This is a genomic window from Pseudoalteromonas sp. PSi26, assembly GCF_054960575.1.
The window spans coordinates 198227-216088 of sequence record NZ_JBHNYT010000006.1 but is presented as its reverse complement, the minus strand read 5'-3'; the positions used below and the strand labels follow the sequence as shown (position 1 = coordinate 216088).

Annotated in this window: 19 protein-coding genes; 17 read left to right on the top strand and 2 right to left on the bottom strand. The window is 38.2% G+C overall.

From position 1 onward, the window contains the following. Nucleotides 1-96: 96 nt before the first annotated feature. From ACFI34_RS08760 to ACFI34_RS08685, 16 genes are all read left to right on the top strand, one after another. On the top strand, nt 97-429 hold the full coding sequence (locus tag ACFI34_RS08760; protein ID WP_008129213.1) for a hypothetical protein: 333 nt from the start codon (nt 97-99) through the stop codon (nt 427-429). 341 nt (nt 430-770) lie between these two features. Then, nucleotides 771-1043, top strand: coding sequence for a hypothetical protein (locus tag ACFI34_RS08755; protein ID WP_462673203.1), 273 nt, complete (start codon nt 771-773; stop codon nt 1041-1043). Between the two features lie 235 nt (nt 1044-1278). Further along, nucleotides 1279-1857: an LON peptidase substrate-binding domain-containing protein gene (locus tag ACFI34_RS08750; RefSeq protein ID WP_462673202.1), complete on the top strand. Its 579-nt coding sequence runs from the start codon at nt 1279-1281 to the stop codon at nt 1855-1857. A 67-nt stretch (nt 1858-1924) separates the two neighbouring features. Then, complete coding sequence (locus tag ACFI34_RS08745) at nt 1925-2548, top strand: sigma-70 family RNA polymerase sigma factor (RefSeq protein ID WP_008129206.1); 624 nt, start codon at nt 1925-1927, stop codon at nt 2546-2548. After that, nucleotides 2541-3221 carry a ChrR family anti-sigma-E factor gene (locus tag ACFI34_RS08740; protein WP_462673201.1) on the top strand — a complete coding sequence of 227 codons (681 nt, stop codon included), beginning with the start codon at nt 2541-2543 and terminating at the stop codon, nt 3219-3221. The genes ACFI34_RS08745 and ACFI34_RS08740 overlap by 8 nt, the downstream gene beginning before the upstream one ends. Nucleotides 3222-3229: 8 nt before the next feature. After that, nucleotides 3230-4183: a YbgA family protein gene (locus tag ACFI34_RS08735; RefSeq protein ID WP_462673200.1), complete on the top strand. Its 954-nt coding sequence runs from the start codon at nt 3230-3232 to the stop codon at nt 4181-4183. Further along, on the top strand, nt 4183-5577 hold the full coding sequence (phrB, locus tag ACFI34_RS08730; RefSeq protein ID WP_462673199.1) for a deoxyribodipyrimidine photo-lyase: 1395 nt from the start codon (nt 4183-4185) through the stop codon (nt 5575-5577). Before ACFI34_RS08735 ends, phrB begins: the two co-directional genes overlap by 1 nt. A gap of 1 nt (nt 5578) precedes the next feature. Continuing rightward, the gene (locus ACFI34_RS08725; RefSeq protein ID WP_138739698.1) at nt 5579-6007 is read left to right on the top strand and encodes a nuclear transport factor 2 family protein; all 429 of its coding nucleotides are present in this window, start codon (nt 5579-5581) and stop codon (nt 6005-6007) included. Between the two features lie 2 nt (nt 6008-6009). Then, the gene (locus ACFI34_RS08720) at nt 6010-6720 is read left to right on the top strand and encodes an SDR family NAD(P)-dependent oxidoreductase (protein ID WP_008129197.1); all 711 of its coding nucleotides are present in this window, start codon (nt 6010-6012) and stop codon (nt 6718-6720) included. Continuing rightward, nucleotides 6717-7973 (top strand): NAD(P)/FAD-dependent oxidoreductase, encoded by a 1257-nt coding sequence (locus ACFI34_RS08715; protein WP_006794852.1) that lies wholly within the window; start codon nt 6717-6719, stop codon nt 7971-7973. The genes ACFI34_RS08720 and ACFI34_RS08715 overlap by 4 nt, the downstream gene beginning before the upstream one ends. Next, on the top strand, nt 7966-8694 hold the full coding sequence (locus ACFI34_RS08710) for a DUF1365 domain-containing protein (protein ID WP_462673198.1): 729 nt from the start codon (nt 7966-7968) through the stop codon (nt 8692-8694). The genes ACFI34_RS08715 and ACFI34_RS08710 overlap by 8 nt, the downstream gene beginning before the upstream one ends. Before the next feature lie 49 nt (nt 8695-8743). Next, entirely contained in the window at nt 8744-10006 is a 1263-nt protein-coding gene (locus ACFI34_RS08705) for a class I SAM-dependent methyltransferase (protein WP_462673197.1), read from the top strand. Beyond that, nucleotides 9984-10487, top strand: a complete 504-nt coding sequence (locus ACFI34_RS08700) for a DUF2878 domain-containing protein (protein ID WP_462673196.1) — start codon at nt 9984-9986, stop codon at nt 10485-10487. Before ACFI34_RS08705 ends, ACFI34_RS08700 begins: the two co-directional genes overlap by 23 nt. A gap of 138 nt (nt 10488-10625) precedes the next feature. Then, nucleotides 10626-11021: a chalcone isomerase family protein gene (locus tag ACFI34_RS08695; RefSeq protein WP_008129192.1), complete on the top strand. Its 396-nt coding sequence runs from the start codon at nt 10626-10628 to the stop codon at nt 11019-11021. A gap of 1 nt (nt 11022) precedes the next feature. Then, entirely contained in the window at nt 11023-11562 is a 540-nt protein-coding gene (locus ACFI34_RS08690; RefSeq protein ID WP_006793423.1) for a DUF3833 domain-containing protein, read from the top strand. A gap of 207 nt (nt 11563-11769) precedes the next feature. Next, entirely contained in the window at nt 11770-12045 is a 276-nt protein-coding gene (locus tag ACFI34_RS08685) for an HU family DNA-binding protein (RefSeq protein ID WP_006793424.1), read from the top strand. Nucleotides 12046-12135: 90 nt separating this feature from the next. Here ACFI34_RS08685 and ilvN read toward each other — a convergent pair whose 3' ends face one another. Together ilvN and ACFI34_RS08675 are read right to left on the bottom strand one after the other, a co-directional pair. After that, nucleotides 12136-12633, bottom strand: a complete 498-nt coding sequence (gene ilvN / locus ACFI34_RS08680) for an acetolactate synthase small subunit (protein ID WP_006793425.1) — start codon at nt 12631-12633, stop codon at nt 12136-12138. Next, nucleotides 12633-14360 carry an acetolactate synthase 3 large subunit gene (locus tag ACFI34_RS08675; protein WP_462673195.1) on the bottom strand — a complete coding sequence of 576 codons (1728 nt, stop codon included), beginning with the start codon at nt 14358-14360 and terminating at the stop codon, nt 12633-12635. The genes ilvN and ACFI34_RS08675 overlap by 1 nt, the downstream gene beginning before the upstream one ends. A gap of 484 nt (nt 14361-14844) precedes the next feature. Here ACFI34_RS08675 and ACFI34_RS08670 point away from each other — a divergent pair, with 484 nt between their 5' ends. Then, nucleotides 14845-17859: an immune inhibitor A domain-containing protein gene (locus tag ACFI34_RS08670; RefSeq protein ID WP_462673194.1), complete on the top strand. Its 3015-nt coding sequence runs from the start codon at nt 14845-14847 to the stop codon at nt 17857-17859. Nucleotides 17860-17862: the final 3 nt, after the last annotated feature.

Sequence of the window (17862 nt, the reverse complement as noted above, 5' to 3'; positions counted from 1 at the left end):
TTCAATCACTGTATAAGTTAAAGCTTTTTCTTGATTTTAAACAAAAATAATTCACTATGGGTTGGCCTATTTACAACAAAACTCAAGTTAATAACCATGAAAGCAAATTTAAAAGCCGCATTACTAACAGCCATTATTTACCCAGGGGCAGGGCACTTTTCGTTAAAAAAACATTTAATAGGTGCAATATTTGCTGGTGTGTTTTCGGTATTATTAATTTTAACGATGAAAGATATATTTGCCGTTGCACAATGTACAGCCAATGAAATTGTGGCAGGAAAAATACCGATGACCATCACCTCTATATTAGGTGCTGCAAAAGAGCCGTCACTGGCATGTGCAAAACTTGCAGAATACAAATACTTACCACTTATGATAATTATTTGGGTGCTGAGTATGGTTGATGCCTATCGTTTAGGTAAAAAGTAAACCCAGGCCTCCCCATTTTTTTGTATTCACTTTTTTGTTATTTCAAAACCATTATTTAAAGTTGTGTGTTTTTTTGTAATGACTTTGTAATTCACCGTGCCATTTTGTATTTAAATTTTTTAGCTAGCATAAAAAAATTAAGCATACCCCTATTTATTTTTTAACTAAAAAGTGGCTAAAAAATAAAATTACGTGGTTAAATTAACCTTTCCTGAATTTCAACAAATTAACCAGTTCATTAAAACTTTATTAATATCAGCGATTTAAACTTTATTTTCATCTTGGCACAACCCTTGAGTATATAACTACGTCTAAACAATACACAAACAAGGAATACCATTATGAAACATTCAATTAAAATCGCTATGGCTAGTTTATTAGTATTAGGTTCTTCGCAAGTAAACGCGACAGAAGTGGACCTAGATGTAACTGATATTTTAACAAACAGTGTTACTACCTACATTAAGCAAACCACCATTGAGCTTGAAAAATCTATAAAAGAAACACTTTATTTTGATACAAAATTAACACTGGAAACGTTAATTGAGCCTGCTGATTTAGTGAGTAATGAAGCGGCAGAAAGTAAAGCCCCTGCAGTTAATAACGTAAAATAAGCAACTTAAAGGAATAAGGCGATGAGTACCGAACTTGGATTATTTGCACTTATGTTGGCACCCGTAGTGAGTATTATAACTGCGTATGTATCTGTACAAGCATTAAAGAGTATGGGTGGGTGGCTTAATATTTAACCAGTTAAGTATGATGCAATTAATTCGGTTTACTTAAAGCTGATCGACTTAGTAAAAACGCACGTAAATAAAGGCAGTGTTATTGATAGAAGTAGACTTTATGAAACGTGCGATTTTCCCATTACCCATTTTTATTTTACCTGAAGGTTATACGCGTTTGCGTATTTTTGAACCTCGTTATTTAAACATGGTTAAAACCGCATTAAAAAATAACACGGGGTTTGTGCTATGTACGTTTGAGCATGACACACCTTTTAACATTAGCGCCCAAGGATGCTTGGTTGATATAATCGACTTTGACCAAGACGATAATGACGTGCTGCTTATTGATGTTTTTGCGTCTAAAAGTGTTCAAATAAATGATGTTTACCAAGACGAAGAAGAACTTCGCCATGGTTTAATATCTGATTGCAAAACGCCTTACTGGTATAGCGATAAAAGCAAACAAGTGGGTGAGCATTTTTTATTGCATGACGCATTGCGTAATGTTTTTTATGGTAACCCTGAACTTAACCTACTTTACAAAACAACTAACTTTAATAATTTAGCTTGGATAGCCGCCCGTTGGCTTGAGTTGTTACCTATTTCGATCGAGAAAAAACAACAACTTGCGTTCGAAACTAACTTTGATAACTTACTTAATTTCCTCCATACTGTAATTAATAACGAATTTGCCTAAATAATGTGATCTCGTACCATTTATTGCACGTATTACCTTTATCAAAACAATAATGGGATTAATTACTATGGTAAGTCAACAACAGTCAACTCGTTGTGAACCTAATACAGGTAAGTATACTGCCATGCCAGAAACGCCTAGTTCTGAACTTATGCAAGCATTACTGTCGGTTGCACAAGACCGAGATAAAAAAGCATTTGCCTATTTATTTGAATACTTTTCACCAAAAATTAAACGCTTTGGAATAAAGCAATTTGGTGTGGAAGCACAAGCCATGGAGCTTGTACAAGAAACATTAACGTCTGTATGGCGTAAAGCACACTTATATAACAGCGATAAGGGTGCTGCGACTACCTGGGTTTATACAGTAATGCGTAATGCGTCATTTGATATGCTTCGTAAAATGAAGAGCAATAAAGAAGAAAACATCAGCGAAGACATTTGGCCTTTAATTAATGATTCTGAAGACACAAATCACGAATACACTGACCATTTAGAAGACAAACAAATTAAACGCTACCTTGATAAATTGCCTATCGCTCAACGTGAAGTTGTTCGTGGTGTTTACTTTCAAGATATGTCGCAAGAGCAATTAGCTCAACAACTTAACATTCCAGTAGGCACGGTAAAATCACGATTACGTTTAGCCTTGCAGAAATTACGTAATGAAATGGGAGATCAGCATGATTAAACATCACCCGAGTGAAACACTACTTACAGAGTATTGTTCAGCGTCGTTAAGTGCCTCTTTGAGCCTTGCAGTTTCGATACATGTAGATATGTGTCCTGTTTGCCAAGAAAAAGTAGCAAAAATAGAAGCAAGCAATGCAGATGCTTTGTTCAGTGAAGACACCGAAGCTTTTGAGGAACCAGTTAATAATCAATCTCAGTTGCTTGAAGAGTTTGATATGAATGTGCTCGACTTAATTACTGCGGACGATTCTATAGACGAAGTGTATGAAGTAGAGCCAGTTAAAGTAAGTGTAAATGATCACAATTACCAACTTCCTCGTGCTCTGACTCGTATTTCGCACAGCAAGTTTACTCAAGTTGGCAAATTAGCCCGTTCACGTGTAGCACTAGACGATGGTGCATTACGTTCAAGTTTACTGCACATAGATGCGGGCGGTGAAATTCCTGAACATACTCACACAGGTTTTGAAATAACCCTATTACTTGACGGTGAGTTTTGTGATGAAGACGGACACTACGTGCCAGGTGACTTTATTTGGCAAGATGGTCGTCATCAACACACGCCAATAACAAAAGATGGGTGTTTATGCTTTACAGTTGTGAGCAGTGCGCTACATTTTAATAAAGGGCTAAGTAAATTACTGAATCCAATTGGTAATTTAATCTACTAAGAGATTACATGCAAAAAACTACAATAAAAATAGGTATAAGCGCCTGCTTAGCAGGCGAGAAAGTTAGATTTGATACAGGTCACAAAAGGTCAAACTTTTGTATGGACGAACTTGCAAAGCATGTTGAATACACTCGCTTTTGTCCTGAGGTTGCGGTTGGCTTACCAATTCCTCGACCTACAATTCGCCAAGTTCGAGTTGGTGACACAATTAAAGTTTGCCGCCCTGATGGCTCTGGTGACGTTGGACCGAAGTTAACCGAGTACGGTAAAAAGGTTGCTACTGAGCAAGCTAAAGAGTTGAGTGGTTTTGTATTTTGTGCCAAAAGCCCAAGTTGTGGCATGGAGCGTATAAAAATATACAACGAGGCTGGGACGGGTAACACCTCAGAGGGCGTTGGTTTTTTTGCAGAACAAATTATGAAGCACAATCCACTTTTGCCTTGCGAGGAAAATGGTAGGTTAAACGACATACACCTTCGTGAAAATTTTGTAATGCGCGTGTACGTTTTAAACAGCTGGCAGCAGCTTGTAAAAGAACCATTTAGTGTTCATCACCTAACGCAGTTTCATGCTAAGCATAAGTATTTATTAATGGCACACAACTACCAAGCTTATCGAGAGCTTGGTAAGTTACTTGGAACCTACACGGGTGATGATATAAACACGTTGGCCGATGAATACATTTTAGGTTTAATGACAGGTCTTAAAAAACCTGCATCTCGTCGTAATAACTGTAATACCTTAATGCATTTACAAGGTTACTTTAAAAAAGACCTCGCTAAGGTTGAAAAGCAAGAACTGCGTGAAGCAATAGACGAGTATCGCTCTGGTTTAGTGCCGCTTTATGTGCCTCTTACTTTACTTAAACACCATCTAAAGGTTCACCCTAAAGAGTACCTAGAAAAACAGGTGTTTTTTAATCCCTATCCTCATGATTTAAAACTACGATTTGGTATTTAATGAATACATTATTTTGGTTTAGGCGCGATTTGCGCCTTTTTTCGAATGAAGCGTTAATAGAAGCGCTAAATAATGGCGCTAAACACGCCATTTTTTTTGTTTGCGAAAAGCAGTGGCAACAGCACCAAGCAGCGCCAATACAAATTGATTTACTAAAGCGACGTGTAACTTATTTGCAGGAGCAACTTGCCAACTTCGGCATAGCGCTTAATGTAATAAACGCTCCTAACTTTAGTGATTGTGAATCTGAGCTACTTTCGTTTTGTGAAACTTATAATATTCAGCATATTATTGCTAATACAGAATATGAGCTTAACGAAGTAAATCGAGACAAAGCTGTTTTAGCACAGTGTGACAAACGTTCCATTACTTTTACATTATACGAAGGAGATTTAATTGCGCCTGTTGGTAGCATTAAAAACCAAAGTAATGAAATGTATAAAGTATTCACACCATTTAAACGCGCATGGTTAAAACAGTATCAAGATACTCACTTTAGCTTGGCGCAATGGCCACTAGAACAAAACCCTATAAAAATTGAAAAAAGCCAGCACCTTGAAAGCGATGGTAGTTCGGATAAATGGCCCGTTGATGATGAAACGCTTTTAACCGTTGTTGATAATTTTATTTGCGATAAGTTAACAAGCTACGACGATCAGCGTGACATCCCCAGTATTAAAGGTACATCGGGTTTGAGCCCGTATTTAGCGCTGGGCATTATTAGCCCAAAGCAGTTGCTAATTAATATACAGCAACGTTACCCCGACATTCTGACTACATCAAAAAGTAAAACATTCACGTGGGTTAACGAGCTTATTTGGCGAGAGTTTTACAGGCATCTTATTGCAGAGTACCCGAAGCTCTCTCGTGGTGAAAACTTTAACGAGAAATACAATCCTGTTAAATGGCGAAAAAGTGAAAAAGAATTTAATGCGTGGTGCGAAGGTCGAACTGGTTACCCACTCGTAGACGCAGCTATGTTACAGCTAAAGCAAACCGGGTGGATGCATAACCGTTTAAGAATGGTAGTGGCCAGCTTTTTAACTAAACACCTATTAATTGACTGGCGTGAAGGTGAGCGCTTTTTTATGCAGCACCTCATTGATGGCGATTTAGCTTCTAACAATGGTGGCTGGCAGTGGGCTGCAAGCACAGGGTGTGATGCACAACCTTATTTTAGGATTTTCAACCCTATTACCCAAAGTGAGCGCTTTGATCCAACAGGTAAGTTTATACGTAAGTATTTGCCTGAGCTTGAAAATGTGCCAGATAAACACATTCATTTTCCGCATACCTACTTAGCTGCAACGGGCAAGGGAAGTGAATGTTACTGGCCAGCAATTGTTGATCACAAAGCTGCACGTGAACGTGCGCTCGCTGCATTTAAGGTATGATATGGATAACCAGTTACCAGTAGATAAATTTGTTGATATTTACCAGCAACTTAATAGCTCTAATTTGGACTTATTAAGTGACATTTATGCCGACAATATTCAATTTATTGATCCGATGCACGAAATTAACGGCATTGAAAGTTTGCGTGACTATTTTGCAAATTTATATAGCAATGTTAAGCATTGTCAATTTGATATAACGGATTCGTTTGGTATCAACAACAATGCATTTGTTTATTGGACAATGCATTATTCACATCCCAAACTGGCTTCTGGTAAAACCATATCTGTGCAGGGGCACAGTAAACTAACTTTTGATAATGATAAAATTGTTAAGCATCGTGATTATTTCAACGTTGGCGAACTACTTTACAAGCATATTCCAATTCTAGGTAGTGTAGTTAGTTACATTGATAAGAGGGCGGGCTAATTATGGTTACCTTAATTACAGGCGCAACGTCAGGCATTGGCGAACAACTAGCTATTAAATATGCACAAATGGGCGACACCGTTATTGCATGTGGACGTAATACAGAAAAACTAGCTGAGCTTTCAAAACATAACAACATAGAAAGTTGTAAGTTTGATGCAACAAGCCTAAAAGATATTAAAGAAGCAACCATTGGATACCCACACTTTGACCGAGTAATTCTTAATGCGGGCAATTGTGAATACATAGACGACGCAAAAAACTTTGACAGTGCTTTGTTTGAGCGCGTAATTAATGCAAATTTACTTTCGGTTGGCTACTGCTTAGAAGCATTACTCCCTAAAGTTAAAAGCGGCGGTCAATTAGTTATTGTTAGCTCAAGCGTTACATACTTACCGTTACCACGCTCCGAGGCTTATGGGGCGTCTAAAGCGGGCGTAAGTTATTTAGCTAAAAGCCTAGCCGTTGATTTGATGGATGTGGATGTCACGTTAGTTCACCCAGGGTTTGTAAAAACGCCTCTGACCGAAAAAAATGATTTTCCCATGCCTATGGCAGTGACCGCTGAAGAAGCGGCAGATTATATGATCAAAGGAATAAACAAACGACGTAAAGAGGTACACTTTCCGTATCGCTTTACGCTTATATTAAAAGCATTGCGGATATTGCCTTTACCGCTTTGGCTTAAAATAGCAAAAGGATTAACCCGTTGAAAAAAATAGCAATAATAGGAACTGGTGTATCAGGTTTAACATGTGGGCATTTGCTTCACAAACACTACGATGTCACTTTATTTGAAAAAAACGATTACATTGGCGGGCACACTGCGACTGTTGACGTAGATGTTAAGGGCGTTAATTACGCCGTGGATACCGGGTTTATTGTTTTTAATAACCGAACCTACCCCTATTTTGAAAAGTTACTTGCGCGTATTGGTATAAAAAAGCAAGAAACCCAAATGAGCTTCAGTGTTCATAATGAGGCAACAGGCTTTGAGTACAATGGCCATACCTTCACCAGTTTGTTTGCACAAAGAAGAAATATTTTTAGGCCTAAATTTTGGCGCTTGTTATCTGACATAGTTAAATTTAACAAACTATGTAAAGCCATACACGAAAAAGGCGAATATCAGCAATCGCAAACACTCGGTCAGCTACTTAATGAAAATCAGTTTAACGACTTTTTTAAATATCATTATATTTTACCTATGGGCGCAGCTATTTGGTCTACTAGTATTAAAGAAATGGAAAACGTAGGCGTAGAATTTTTTGTAAAGTTTTTCTTTAATCATGGCCTTTTAGATATCACAAATAGGCCGCAATGGTATGTTGTACCTGGTGGTTCACGTGAATACATAAACCCATTAATTAAAGGGTTTGCTGACAGAATAAAGCTTAACACTGATATTAAATCGGTAACACGTGCAAATGACGATGTAACCATTGAGCTTGCCAGTGGTGAGCAGCACGTTTTTGACAAAGTTATTTTTGCGTGCCATTCAGACCAAGCACTCAAACTACTTGGTGATGCAACAAGCCAAGAAAAGTCAGTACTTGGCGCAATTCCTTATACTGAAAATTCAGTAGTACTTCATACAGATACAAATTTACTACCTGACAGAAAAGCCGCTTGGGCTAGTTGGAATTATTTATTAAATAACAATACCGACAAAGCAGCTGTTGTTACCTACCAGATGAATATATTGCAAGGTATTCAATCAGACACGCAGTTTTGCGTTACGTTAAACCACCTTGAAGGGATAGATAAAAGCAAAATATTGCGTGAATTCACTTATCATCACCCTGTTTTCAACAAAGAGTCTATTGCTGCGCAAGGGCTTAAACAAACGATCGATGGTCAAAATAATAGTTATTTTTGTGGTGCCTATTGGTACAACGGCTTTCATGAGGATGGTGTACGCAGTGGTGTAGACGTGGCAAGGCAGTTAGGGGTTGAATTTGACTAGTGCTGTTTATTTAGGCGATGTTAAGCATCGCCGTTTTGCTGTTAAGACTCATCATTTTAGTAATCCACTTTATATGATGTGGGTTGATCTCAACAACCCAGAGGAATTGAACAATAAGCATAAATGGTTAGGTACGTCTGGTTCAAAAGCATTAAAGTTTAACGAATCAGACTACTTTGTTAATAAGCCCCACAATAATGATGCGTCAATCATTGAACGTGCAAATCATCAGTTATTATCGCTTGGTGTAACTGAGAATTTTAACCATGTATACATGCTTGGACAGCTCCGTTGCTTTGGTATTTACTTTAGCCCAGTAAACTTCTTCTTTTATGGTCATAGCGACAGCGAATTTAAGTACATGGTGGCTGAAGTTAGTAATACGCCATGGAATGAGCGACACTACTACTTGATACCACTAGAAAAAAAAGTGAACTTTAAAAAAGTCTTTTCCGTATCACCTTTTATGAACCTCGATATGAACTATCATTGGACAATTAGGTTAACGCAAGATAAAACATTGATTCATATTGAAAATAAACGGGATGGAGAATTGCTATTTGATGCTACTCTTCGATTAACCCGCAAAGAACTGACTGAAAAAGAAATGAGTCAGTTGTTAAAACGATTCCCAGCAATGACGTGGACAATATTTAAAGGTATTTATTACCAAGCGTTGAAGCTGTTTATAAAAAGAGTGCCTTTTTTAGGTCATTCTTAAAAGTCACAAATTACATACAAGCAGTAATAAAAATAATATAGGTGTTCTAATGGAAAAAGTGTCTAGCTTAAATTGCGAACAAAACACAGGCTGGTTTACAGGGCTTTATAAAAAATTAGTATTTAAAGCTTTTTCTTCAATAGAAACAGGGCAAATCACCGTTATTGATGAAGATCTGCAGCTTGTTTTTGGAGATGCATCATCCGACTTAAAAGTTACGGTAACAATTCACGACAAAGCGATGTACAAGGCGTTTGCATTATCTGGAAGTGTTGGTGCAGGCGAGTCTTACATTTTAGGTCAATGGAGTTGTGACAACTTAACCCGACTAATTGAGTTATTTGCCATAAATGAAAAACAGCTAGACGAGTTTGAGAAAAAATTTGCGTTTTTCAGCAACATTGCCCACAGACTAACTCATATAAAAAATAAAAATTCTGAGTCAGGCTCTAAAAAAAATATAGTTGCTCACTATGATTTAGGTAACGATTTATATGAATCGTTTTTGAGTAAAGAAATGCTTTACTCGTGCGCTGTTTATCCATCAAAAGATGCCAGTCTGGAAGACGCGCAGCAGTACAAATTAAAGCGCATATGTGAACAAGTAGAATTGCAACCTGGCGATTCTGTTATAGAAATTGGCACTGGGTGGGGTGCATTTGCCATTTACGCAGCAACCCATTATGACTGCCACGTGACCACTACCACAATATCTGACGAGCAACATGACTTTGTTGCAGAAAAAATTAAAGAGTTAGGCTTAGAGAATAAAATTACGCTTCTTAAGCTTGATTACAGGCTACTCACGGGCAAATACGACAAACTCGTTTCGATTGAAATGATTGAAGCGGTTGGCCACGAATATTTACCTAGCTTTTTTACCCAGTGTGGTTCGTTACTCAAAGACGATGGCGCAATGTTGATACAAGCAATCACCATAAGCGATCAGCGATACAAACATTACCTTAAAAATTCAGATTTTATTCAACAGTATATTTTCCCTGGTGGGTGTTTACCCTCATTAAACGAAATGAGTGAGCAAATCAAAAATAACACCGATATGGTTATCCATACTGTTAGTGATATTGGAACGCATTACGCACGAACGTTAGCTGACTGGCGTCAGCGCTTTATTCAAAGTTGGCCTGACCTAGACCGCACAAAATTTGATGACCGTTTTTACAGGTTGTGGTTATTTTATTTTGCGTACTGTGAAGGTGCATTTAGAACGCGTGCAACCAGTACTGTACATTTAATGGCGCGCAAACCTCGCTTTAGCAGCAATGTAGATGAAATTGCACTCGCTTATTAATTTTGTCTTGTTTCAAGCAGTGTGGTTTTTATCATTACTGCTTGAAGGACAATCACTTTTATTTAGCGCTGGCATCATTGGGTTAATGTTTTATTTGTCAAAGCAAAAAAAACAAGATGGATTATTGCTACTAAAAGCCCTTCCTATTGCTTTGCTACTTGAATACATAGCGGTGGAGCTTGGTCTACTTTCATTTAAAGTTGATCCTTTTCCAATTTGGCTTGTACTTCTATGGGCCGCCTTGCTCCTTTCATTAAACACATCGATGCATTTTTTAAGTCGATTAAGACTCTGGCAGGTATTTGTTGTCTGTCTTATTTTTGCGCCAGCTAGCTACTGGGCGGGTGCGCGCTTTAACGTAATAAATTTAGGCTTACCGCTATGGCAGTTTTGGGTAGCCTACGGTGTTATTTGGTCGGCAGCCTTTACGTTTATTGTATTTATAAACCAAAAAATTAAGTCGATTATTTTAGCAAGTTAAAATTAGTTTACCCTACTATTTTTTATTTAAAGAAGGACTTTAATTGTGAAATCAATCATAACGACAGCTGTTTTATGTCTTTTATTGTCTACTTCTGCCTTTGCTAATGTTGAATTTAGCAAAGTGGGCGAGGGTAGAATGGAATACTTGTTTTGGGATGTTTACGACGCCACCTTATATACCCCTTCCGGCGATTATGCTTTGGGTGAACACCCTGTCAAATTTAAGCTGACCTATTTACGTGATTTTGACGCCAAAGATATAGTTAAAGCAACCAATGAGCAGTGGGAGCACATAGGTAAAAAAAATCTAGTCGGCAAGTACGATGAGGTGCTTTTGTCTATTTGGCCAAACATAGGTAAAGGTGATTCGTTAACGCTGATAACTGATAAAGAAGGCAAAAGTACTTTTTTGCATAACGATAGCGAGGTTGGCGTAATTGATGATGTTGCGTTTTCAAGTGATTTTTTAGCTATTTGGTTAGGTAAAAATACGTCAGAGCCAGCTTTAAGAAAAAAACTATTAGGAAATTAAAATGATTATTAATAACGCGTTAAAAACGATTTTTGTGTGTGTATTTGCACTTTTTTTGGTTAGTTGCTCAGCGCCTAATGTAGAACACTACAGTAAAACAACTCCCAATTTTGACTTTAAAACCTTCTTTAGCGGCAAATTAAAAGCATATGGCGTAGTGCAAGACTTTAAAGGTGAGTTAACCCGTAAGTTAGTCGTTGATATGAACGCTACGTGGGAGGGCAACCAGGGCGTCATAGAAGAAGACTTTGTGTATGATGATGGTGAAACACAAAAACGCATCTGGAAAATAACCCTTAATGACGATAACACCCTTACAGGGACTGCTGCAGACGTTCTTGGCGTTGCACAAGGTAAAAGTGATGGCAGTGTATTTCATTGGAACTACAACGTAGAACTCCCTTATGACGGAAGCACTTTAGAAGTTAATTTTGATGATTGGATGTACTTGGTAACACAATCGCGCTTGATTAACCGCACATCTATTGTTAAGTTTGGTGTCGAGGTCGGGGAAGTGACCTTAGTTATCGAAAAAATATAGTTTTTATATGCTGATTAACATGCACCAAAATTGTACAAAAATTAAGTCTTTGTTAACACAAGATGCTGTATTTTGGCGGAAATTAATATAAATTTATCTGTTTTATAAGATTTTAACTAAAAATTGCAATTTGCTGTTGCTAACTTTTAAAAAATACATAAAGATAGGTTTTGCGAAGGCAAAATAATAACGAATAGGAATCTAACAATGAATAAAGCTCAATTAGTTGAAAAAATTGCTACTGACGCGGAAATTTCTAAAGCCGCTGCTACACGTGCTCTTGACGCATTTACTGGCGCTGTAACTTCTGCACTTAAAGAAGGTGATTCAGTAGCATTAGTTGGTTTTGGTACTTTCTCAGTTAAAGAACGTGCTGCACGCACAGGCCGTAACCCTCAAACGGGTGCTGAGATCCAAATCGCAGCGGCAACTATCCCAAGCTTTAAAGCAGGTAAAGGTCTTAAAGACCAAGTAAACCTATAATCGGTTTTACAAATTAATTGAAAAAGGGCTAATAAGCCCTTTTTTTTTGTATTGAATAAGCCGTAATGTAACGGCTCAGTATTTGTAAAGTTATGCTTTTAAGGCTTTATCGCCTCTACCAATTCCAACTGCACCTGAACGTACAACTTCTATAATATCTGTTTCATGGCGTAGCGTATCTAAAAATGATTCTATTTTGTCTGTGCTGCTCACAAGTTGTAAGCTGTAACTCTGACGGCCCATATCTAAAATATCACCTTTAAACACATCTACTACACGAGTAACTGCAGCACGCGTTGTTTCGTCTTGTGCAAATACTTTTACAAGGAGTAGTTCTCGTTCAATGTGGCTCATTTCTGTTAAATCAATAATTTTTAATACATCGACGAGCTTGTTCACTTGCTTGGTAATTTGTTCAACAATTCGGTCATCACCCATTGTTGTTATGGTAATACGCGATAAAGACTGATCGTCAGTAGTACCTACCGTTAGGCTGTCAATGTTGTATGCTCGTTGTGAAAATAGTCCAACAATACGAGATAGTGCACCGGGTTCGTTTTCTAATAATATTGATAAAATACGACGCATTATGCTTTAACTCCTTTACGTAACCACATTTCGTCAATGCCACCTAGTTTAATTTGCATTGGGTACACATGTTCTTTTTCGTCGACAAGTATGTCTAAAAATACTAGACGATCTGTTATGCTCATTGCTTTATCAATCGCGGGTTGAAGCTCTTCAAGTGTGTTTACCTGAATGCCTACGTGGCCATAGCTTTCAACTAATTTTATAAAGTCAGGTAGTGAGTCCATGTAAGATGATGAATGACGACCGCCATACACCATATCTTGCCATTGGCGCACCATTCCTAATGAGCGGTTGTTAAGAGAGACGACTTTAACGGCTAAGTTGTACTGCAAGCACGTAGAAAGCTCTTGAATGTTCATTTGAATAGAACCATCGCCAGTTACGCACACCGACTCTTTATCAGGAAATGCGAGCTTAACGCCCATGGCAGCCGGTAAACCAAAGCCCATAGTGCCTAATCCGCCTGAATTGATCCATTGGCGAGGGTATTTAAATGGGTAATACTGTGCTGCAAACATTTGATGCTGCCCTACATCAGAGCTGATGTATGCTTCGCCGTCTGTTGCTTTATAAAGCGCTTCAATGACAGCTTGAGGCTTGATTTTTTCTGAAGGGCTTTGTTTGTAACCCAAACATTTTTGTTCACGCCAGCTAATAATTTGTCGCCACCAATCTTCTTGTGCACTGCGATCTATTTTAATTGTGCTTTTGTCTATGCCGTCTTGTAGCTGTTTAAGTACAGTGTCTAAACAACCTACAACAGGTATATGCGCTTTAATGGTTTTAGAAATAGAGGTAGGGTCTACATCTACGTGAACAATAGTCGCATTAGGGCAAAACTTTTTAACGTTATTTGTAACCCGATCATCAAAGCGAGCGCCTAATGCCAATATAACGTCGGCATTTGCCATAGCTTTATTGGCCTCTAGCGTGCCATGCATCCCGAGCATACCGATAAAATTAGGGTGAACCCCTGAAATACCACCTAGACCCATTAAAGTGTTGGTAATAGGTGCATTCAATGATTCTACTAAGCGTGTTAATTGCTCTGAGGTGTTTGAGATGATAATGCCACCCCCAGAATATATAACTAGCTTTTTAGCTTCCAATATAGCGGCCACTGCTTTTCTAATTTGTTTTGAATGGCCTTTAGTATTTGGGCTATAAGTGCGGAGTTCAGTTGTTGCAGGGAAGTCATATTCAAATTTTACAGCAGGGTTAAGCATATCTTTTGGTAGCTCAACAACAACAGGCCCAGGGCGACCAGTGCTTGCAATATAAAATGCTTTTGCCAATATTGCAGGTATTTCTTGTGCACTTCTGCAGTTAAAGCTGTGTTTTACAATTGGTCGAGAGCAACCAACTATGTCTGTTTCTTGGAAGGCGTCGTCACCAATTAAACTAGTAGGTACTTGCCCAGATAATACAACCATCGGAATTGAGTCCATGTACGCAGTTGCAATACCGGTTATACAATTTGTAGCACCAGGGCCCGAGGTAGCAAGAACAACACCGACCTCACCAGTAGCACGTGCATAACCGTCAGCCATGTGTGTTGCTGCTTGTTCATGCCTAACTAAGATGTGCTCAATATCATTTTGTTGAAAAAGTGCATCGTATAAATCTAATACTGAGCCACCTGGGTAGCCAAATATATATTTTACCTTTAATTCTTTTAATGCCTGAACGACTAGTTCAGAGCCATTATACTCTTGTTTGCTCATCCTCATTCCTCTGCGCTTTTTTTGTGCATAAAAAAACCCCCGCGTGGTGCGGGGGTTTTTAAAAAGCAGTATTACCTTTTAATAAATCCCCGCTGGGCTTATTACTAAGACCAGTACGAGAACGACAAGAAGGTTAAATTGTGTTTTCATAGTTATTTACTCTATTCAGCAAAACACTGCTTTGGTGTGAAAGTTTATATGGGTTTATTTTTAAGTGTTTTAAGTGTTTATGTCAACCTTGAATGTTGTTTTTTGCATTTTAAATTCGTTTTTTATTGTTTTTTAGTGGTTTGTTGCTTTTTGTGCGTTTAATTTGAAGTTTTTAGGGAGATAATATGCAGTGCGCTTGTTTTTGCTTTGTTTGCTGTTGTTTTAGTATTAAGCAATTTTAGATTGCTTACGTATACTTTAAGCTGGTTTATAACATGTTTAAATAGTTGTTATTAGGTATGATGTGCTTAACAAATTGTTTGAGGAATATACAGTGAACAAAATAGCGTTACTTACTCTTATTACTGCGTTGTTTAGCACTATAACTGTAGCTAAAACATCTACTCCGCACGATGTAGGTGTGACCAACAAAGAACGTATTTTGTATTGGCTTAATAAAAAAGAAGACTTAACTTTCGATGAGTTAGAAGCGTCTTACAATGAATACATCAATAACCAGTCACCTGTGCAAGTAGCGTTAAAAAATGGGTTTAGTAAGCTACCTCGTTTATCGACATATAACTCAATACAAAAGGGGCTCTTATCTAGTCAACAATCTATTTTTTCAGCGGAGTTAACCCCAGATGATAGAGTTAATACAGTTAAAGTATTAACTATTTTAGTTGATTTTCCTGATTTAAAGCACGACGAAAACCAGTTAACTCCCCAAGACACTGATATGTTTTATAGCGACTACTCCCCGGATCATTACCAGCAGATGCTGTTTAACACTAACGGCTATGAAGGCCCTGACGGACAGGTTCTTTTATCGGCGGCCGATTATTATAAGGCGGCTTCTGGCAACAGCCTTAATTTTGAAGGGCAAGTTTACGGGTGGGTAACTGCAAATAATAACGCTAAATTTTACGGTGAACGTTTAGGCTCCACCCGAGATAAAAATGCGCCGAGCCTTGTAAAAGAAGCTGTTGAAAAAGCGGTTGCACAATTTAATATTAATTTGGCTGATTATGATTTAACCGACCTTGATGACATAGACGGTGATGGTATTACCGACGAGCCAAATGGGATAATCGATCATGTTATGATTTTTCATTCTAGTATTGGTGAGGAGTCGGGCGGGGGGTATTTATCAACAGATGCAATTTGGTCACATCGTTATTATGTTTTAGACGAAAATAGTCAACCAACTGAAGTTGTTGGGAGTGATATAAAGCTATTTGGTTACACAATAAACCCTATTGATGCCGCCATTGGTGTTGTTGTTCATGAGTTTGGGCACGATTTAGGTTTAAAGGATGAATACGATTTACAGTCTAATACGGTAGGTGAGCCTGTCGCTTCATGGTCGGTTATGTCGTCAGGTACGTGGGCGGGTTCATCACGAGGGTCTGAGCCAGTAATGTTTAGCCCATATGCGCTAGAGTATCTTCAAAAACGCTACCAAGGTAATTGGGTAAACCAGCTTAGCCTTAATATGAATGAGGTTGTTACGAACCCAGTGCAAGTGATTAATAACGCATCAAGTACGTCTAAATCACAAAGCCAAGTAAAGGTCACATTACCACCAAGGCTTGAAAAATTTAAAACGCCGGTAGAAGGCGTTTTTCAATATTACTCAAATACCGGCGATAATCTTAATACTCGTTTAGTGAACACCATTAATTTACCAAGCACTACTGAGCCGCTTATGCTGAGCTTTGTTGCTTTTTATAGCATTGAGCAAGATTATGACTTAGTTCAAATAAAGGTTAATGGTGTGCCAATTGCGGGTAACTATACGCAACATACTAACCCTTACTATGGCAATATTGGTCCTTATATTACAGGTGATTCATTTTTAAATCCTGATGCACAACTTCCTAACGGATACTTAACGCATCAGTTTGATTTATCTGCTTATGCAGGGCAAACAATAGAGTTACAAGTACAATACTTAACAGACGCTAATACGCACTATTATGGTTTTGTTATTGACGATATGCGCATTGAGCAAAATGGTTCATTAATTTGGCAAAATAACGCAGAAACTCCAACTAATACGACCTTATCCGGGTTTGCAAAAGTAGGGAGTTATGTATTTGCTATGCCATCTTACTATTACCTGCAGTTGCGTGACTATTCGGGTATAGATAGTGGATTACAAAAAGAAGGTTACTCGCCAGGGTTATTACTGTGGTACAGCGATGAGTCGCACACTGATAACAATACAACTGAGCATCCCGGTAGTGGTTTTGCATTGGTCGTTGACGCAGATCAGCGTACTATCAATAAAGGAGGCACGCAATCACCAGCAAATACCGCTATTCAAATAAGAGATGCCGCATTTAGCCTTTATGCTCAACGAGCAGGGCTAGGAGATGACGATTTATCTGCTATCAGCTCTTTTAGTGACGAGATGGACTATGGCTTTGCAGAACAAGCTGAATCGGGTGTTAAATTACCACAAGTTGGCTTTGGTTTTACGCTCACAAACCAAGAAAGCGATAATCAAAGCATCGAAATATTATTAAATTACGAGCCATCAGATGGCATTAGTTACTCACTCTCAGATTTCACAGCAAATTTTACAGTTAACGGATTGACGCTTTCGCCATCTGATACGTTTACTTGGGATTTTGGTGACGGCAGAACAAGTTCTGAGTTATCCCCTTCGCACGTTTTTGAGAGTTACGGACGCTATGATGTTAAATTTACGGCAAGCAATGGTGCAGAAGAGCAGATAGAAACAACAACAGTCATTATTGTCGCACCCCTGAGTATTACTGAAATTGATTACGAAATAACGCAAGGGCTACTAACGGCAAAAGCTGAAGTTGCAGGAGGGTTAGCACCATACAGTTATTTGTGGAATTTAGGCGATGGCAGTTCGCTAGCATCACAGAGCATTTCATATGACTATTTACATTCGGGTGATTATTTATTGTCGCTAACAGTGACTGACGACCAAGGCATGTCGGTATCTCAAAACGTAAATGTAAACGTCAATGTTCCGCTCGCAGTTAATACCAGTTTTTCAACGAATAATTTAACGGTCCAATTTAACGCTGATGTGATAGGTGGGTTTAAAAATTATACATATAGCTGGGATTTTGGTGACGGCAGTGAGCTTTCTCAAGTTCAAAACCCAAGTCATACGTATCAAAATGCTGGCAGTTACTCTGTTACTTTAACTATTACCGACACAATTACGGGAGAGGTTATTAGTGATGACTTATCCGTAACGGTAGCACAATCTCAAACTAATAGCGGTTCAAGCTCAAGTGGAGGGTCGCTTGGCGGGTTATTAATTTTTATGTTGTTAATTTCAATTAGATTTAAACGCCCTTAAATG

Coding starts and splice junctions, on each gene's coding strand:
- ACFI34_RS08760 (WP_008129213.1), top strand. CDS start 97: ATGAAAGCAAATTTAAAAGCCGCATTACTAACAGCCATTATTTACCCA.
- ACFI34_RS08755 (WP_462673203.1), top strand. CDS start 771: ATGAAACATTCAATTAAAATCGCTATGGCTAGTTTATTAGTATTAGGT.
- ACFI34_RS08750 (WP_462673202.1), top strand. CDS start 1,279: ATGAAACGTGCGATTTTCCCATTACCCATTTTTATTTTACCTGAAGGT.
- ACFI34_RS08745 (WP_008129206.1), top strand. CDS start 1,925: ATGGTAAGTCAACAACAGTCAACTCGTTGTGAACCTAATACAGGTAAG.
- ACFI34_RS08740 (WP_462673201.1), top strand. CDS start 2,541: ATGATTAAACATCACCCGAGTGAAACACTACTTACAGAGTATTGTTCA.
- ACFI34_RS08735 (WP_462673200.1), top strand. CDS start 3,230: ATGCAAAAAACTACAATAAAAATAGGTATAAGCGCCTGCTTAGCAGGC.
- phrB (WP_462673199.1), top strand. CDS start 4,183: ATGAATACATTATTTTGGTTTAGGCGCGATTTGCGCCTTTTTTCGAAT.
- ACFI34_RS08725 (WP_138739698.1), top strand. CDS start 5,579: ATGGATAACCAGTTACCAGTAGATAAATTTGTTGATATTTACCAGCAA.
- ACFI34_RS08720 (WP_008129197.1), top strand. CDS start 6,010: ATGGTTACCTTAATTACAGGCGCAACGTCAGGCATTGGCGAACAACTA.
- ACFI34_RS08705 (WP_462673197.1), top strand. CDS start 8,744: ATGGAAAAAGTGTCTAGCTTAAATTGCGAACAAAACACAGGCTGGTTT.
- ACFI34_RS08700 (WP_462673196.1), top strand. CDS start 9,984: ATGAAATTGCACTCGCTTATTAATTTTGTCTTGTTTCAAGCAGTGTGG.
- ACFI34_RS08695 (WP_008129192.1), top strand. CDS start 10,626: ATGGAATACTTGTTTTGGGATGTTTACGACGCCACCTTATATACCCCT.
- ACFI34_RS08690 (WP_006793423.1), top strand. CDS start 11,023: ATGATTATTAATAACGCGTTAAAAACGATTTTTGTGTGTGTATTTGCA.
- ACFI34_RS08685 (WP_006793424.1), top strand. CDS start 11,770: ATGAATAAAGCTCAATTAGTTGAAAAAATTGCTACTGACGCGGAAATT.
- ilvN (WP_006793425.1), bottom strand. CDS start 12,633: ATGCGTCGTATTTTATCAATATTATTAGAAAACGAACCCGGTGCACTA.
- ACFI34_RS08675 (WP_462673195.1), bottom strand. CDS start 14,360: ATGAGCAAACAAGAGTATAATGGCTCTGAACTAGTCGTTCAGGCATTA.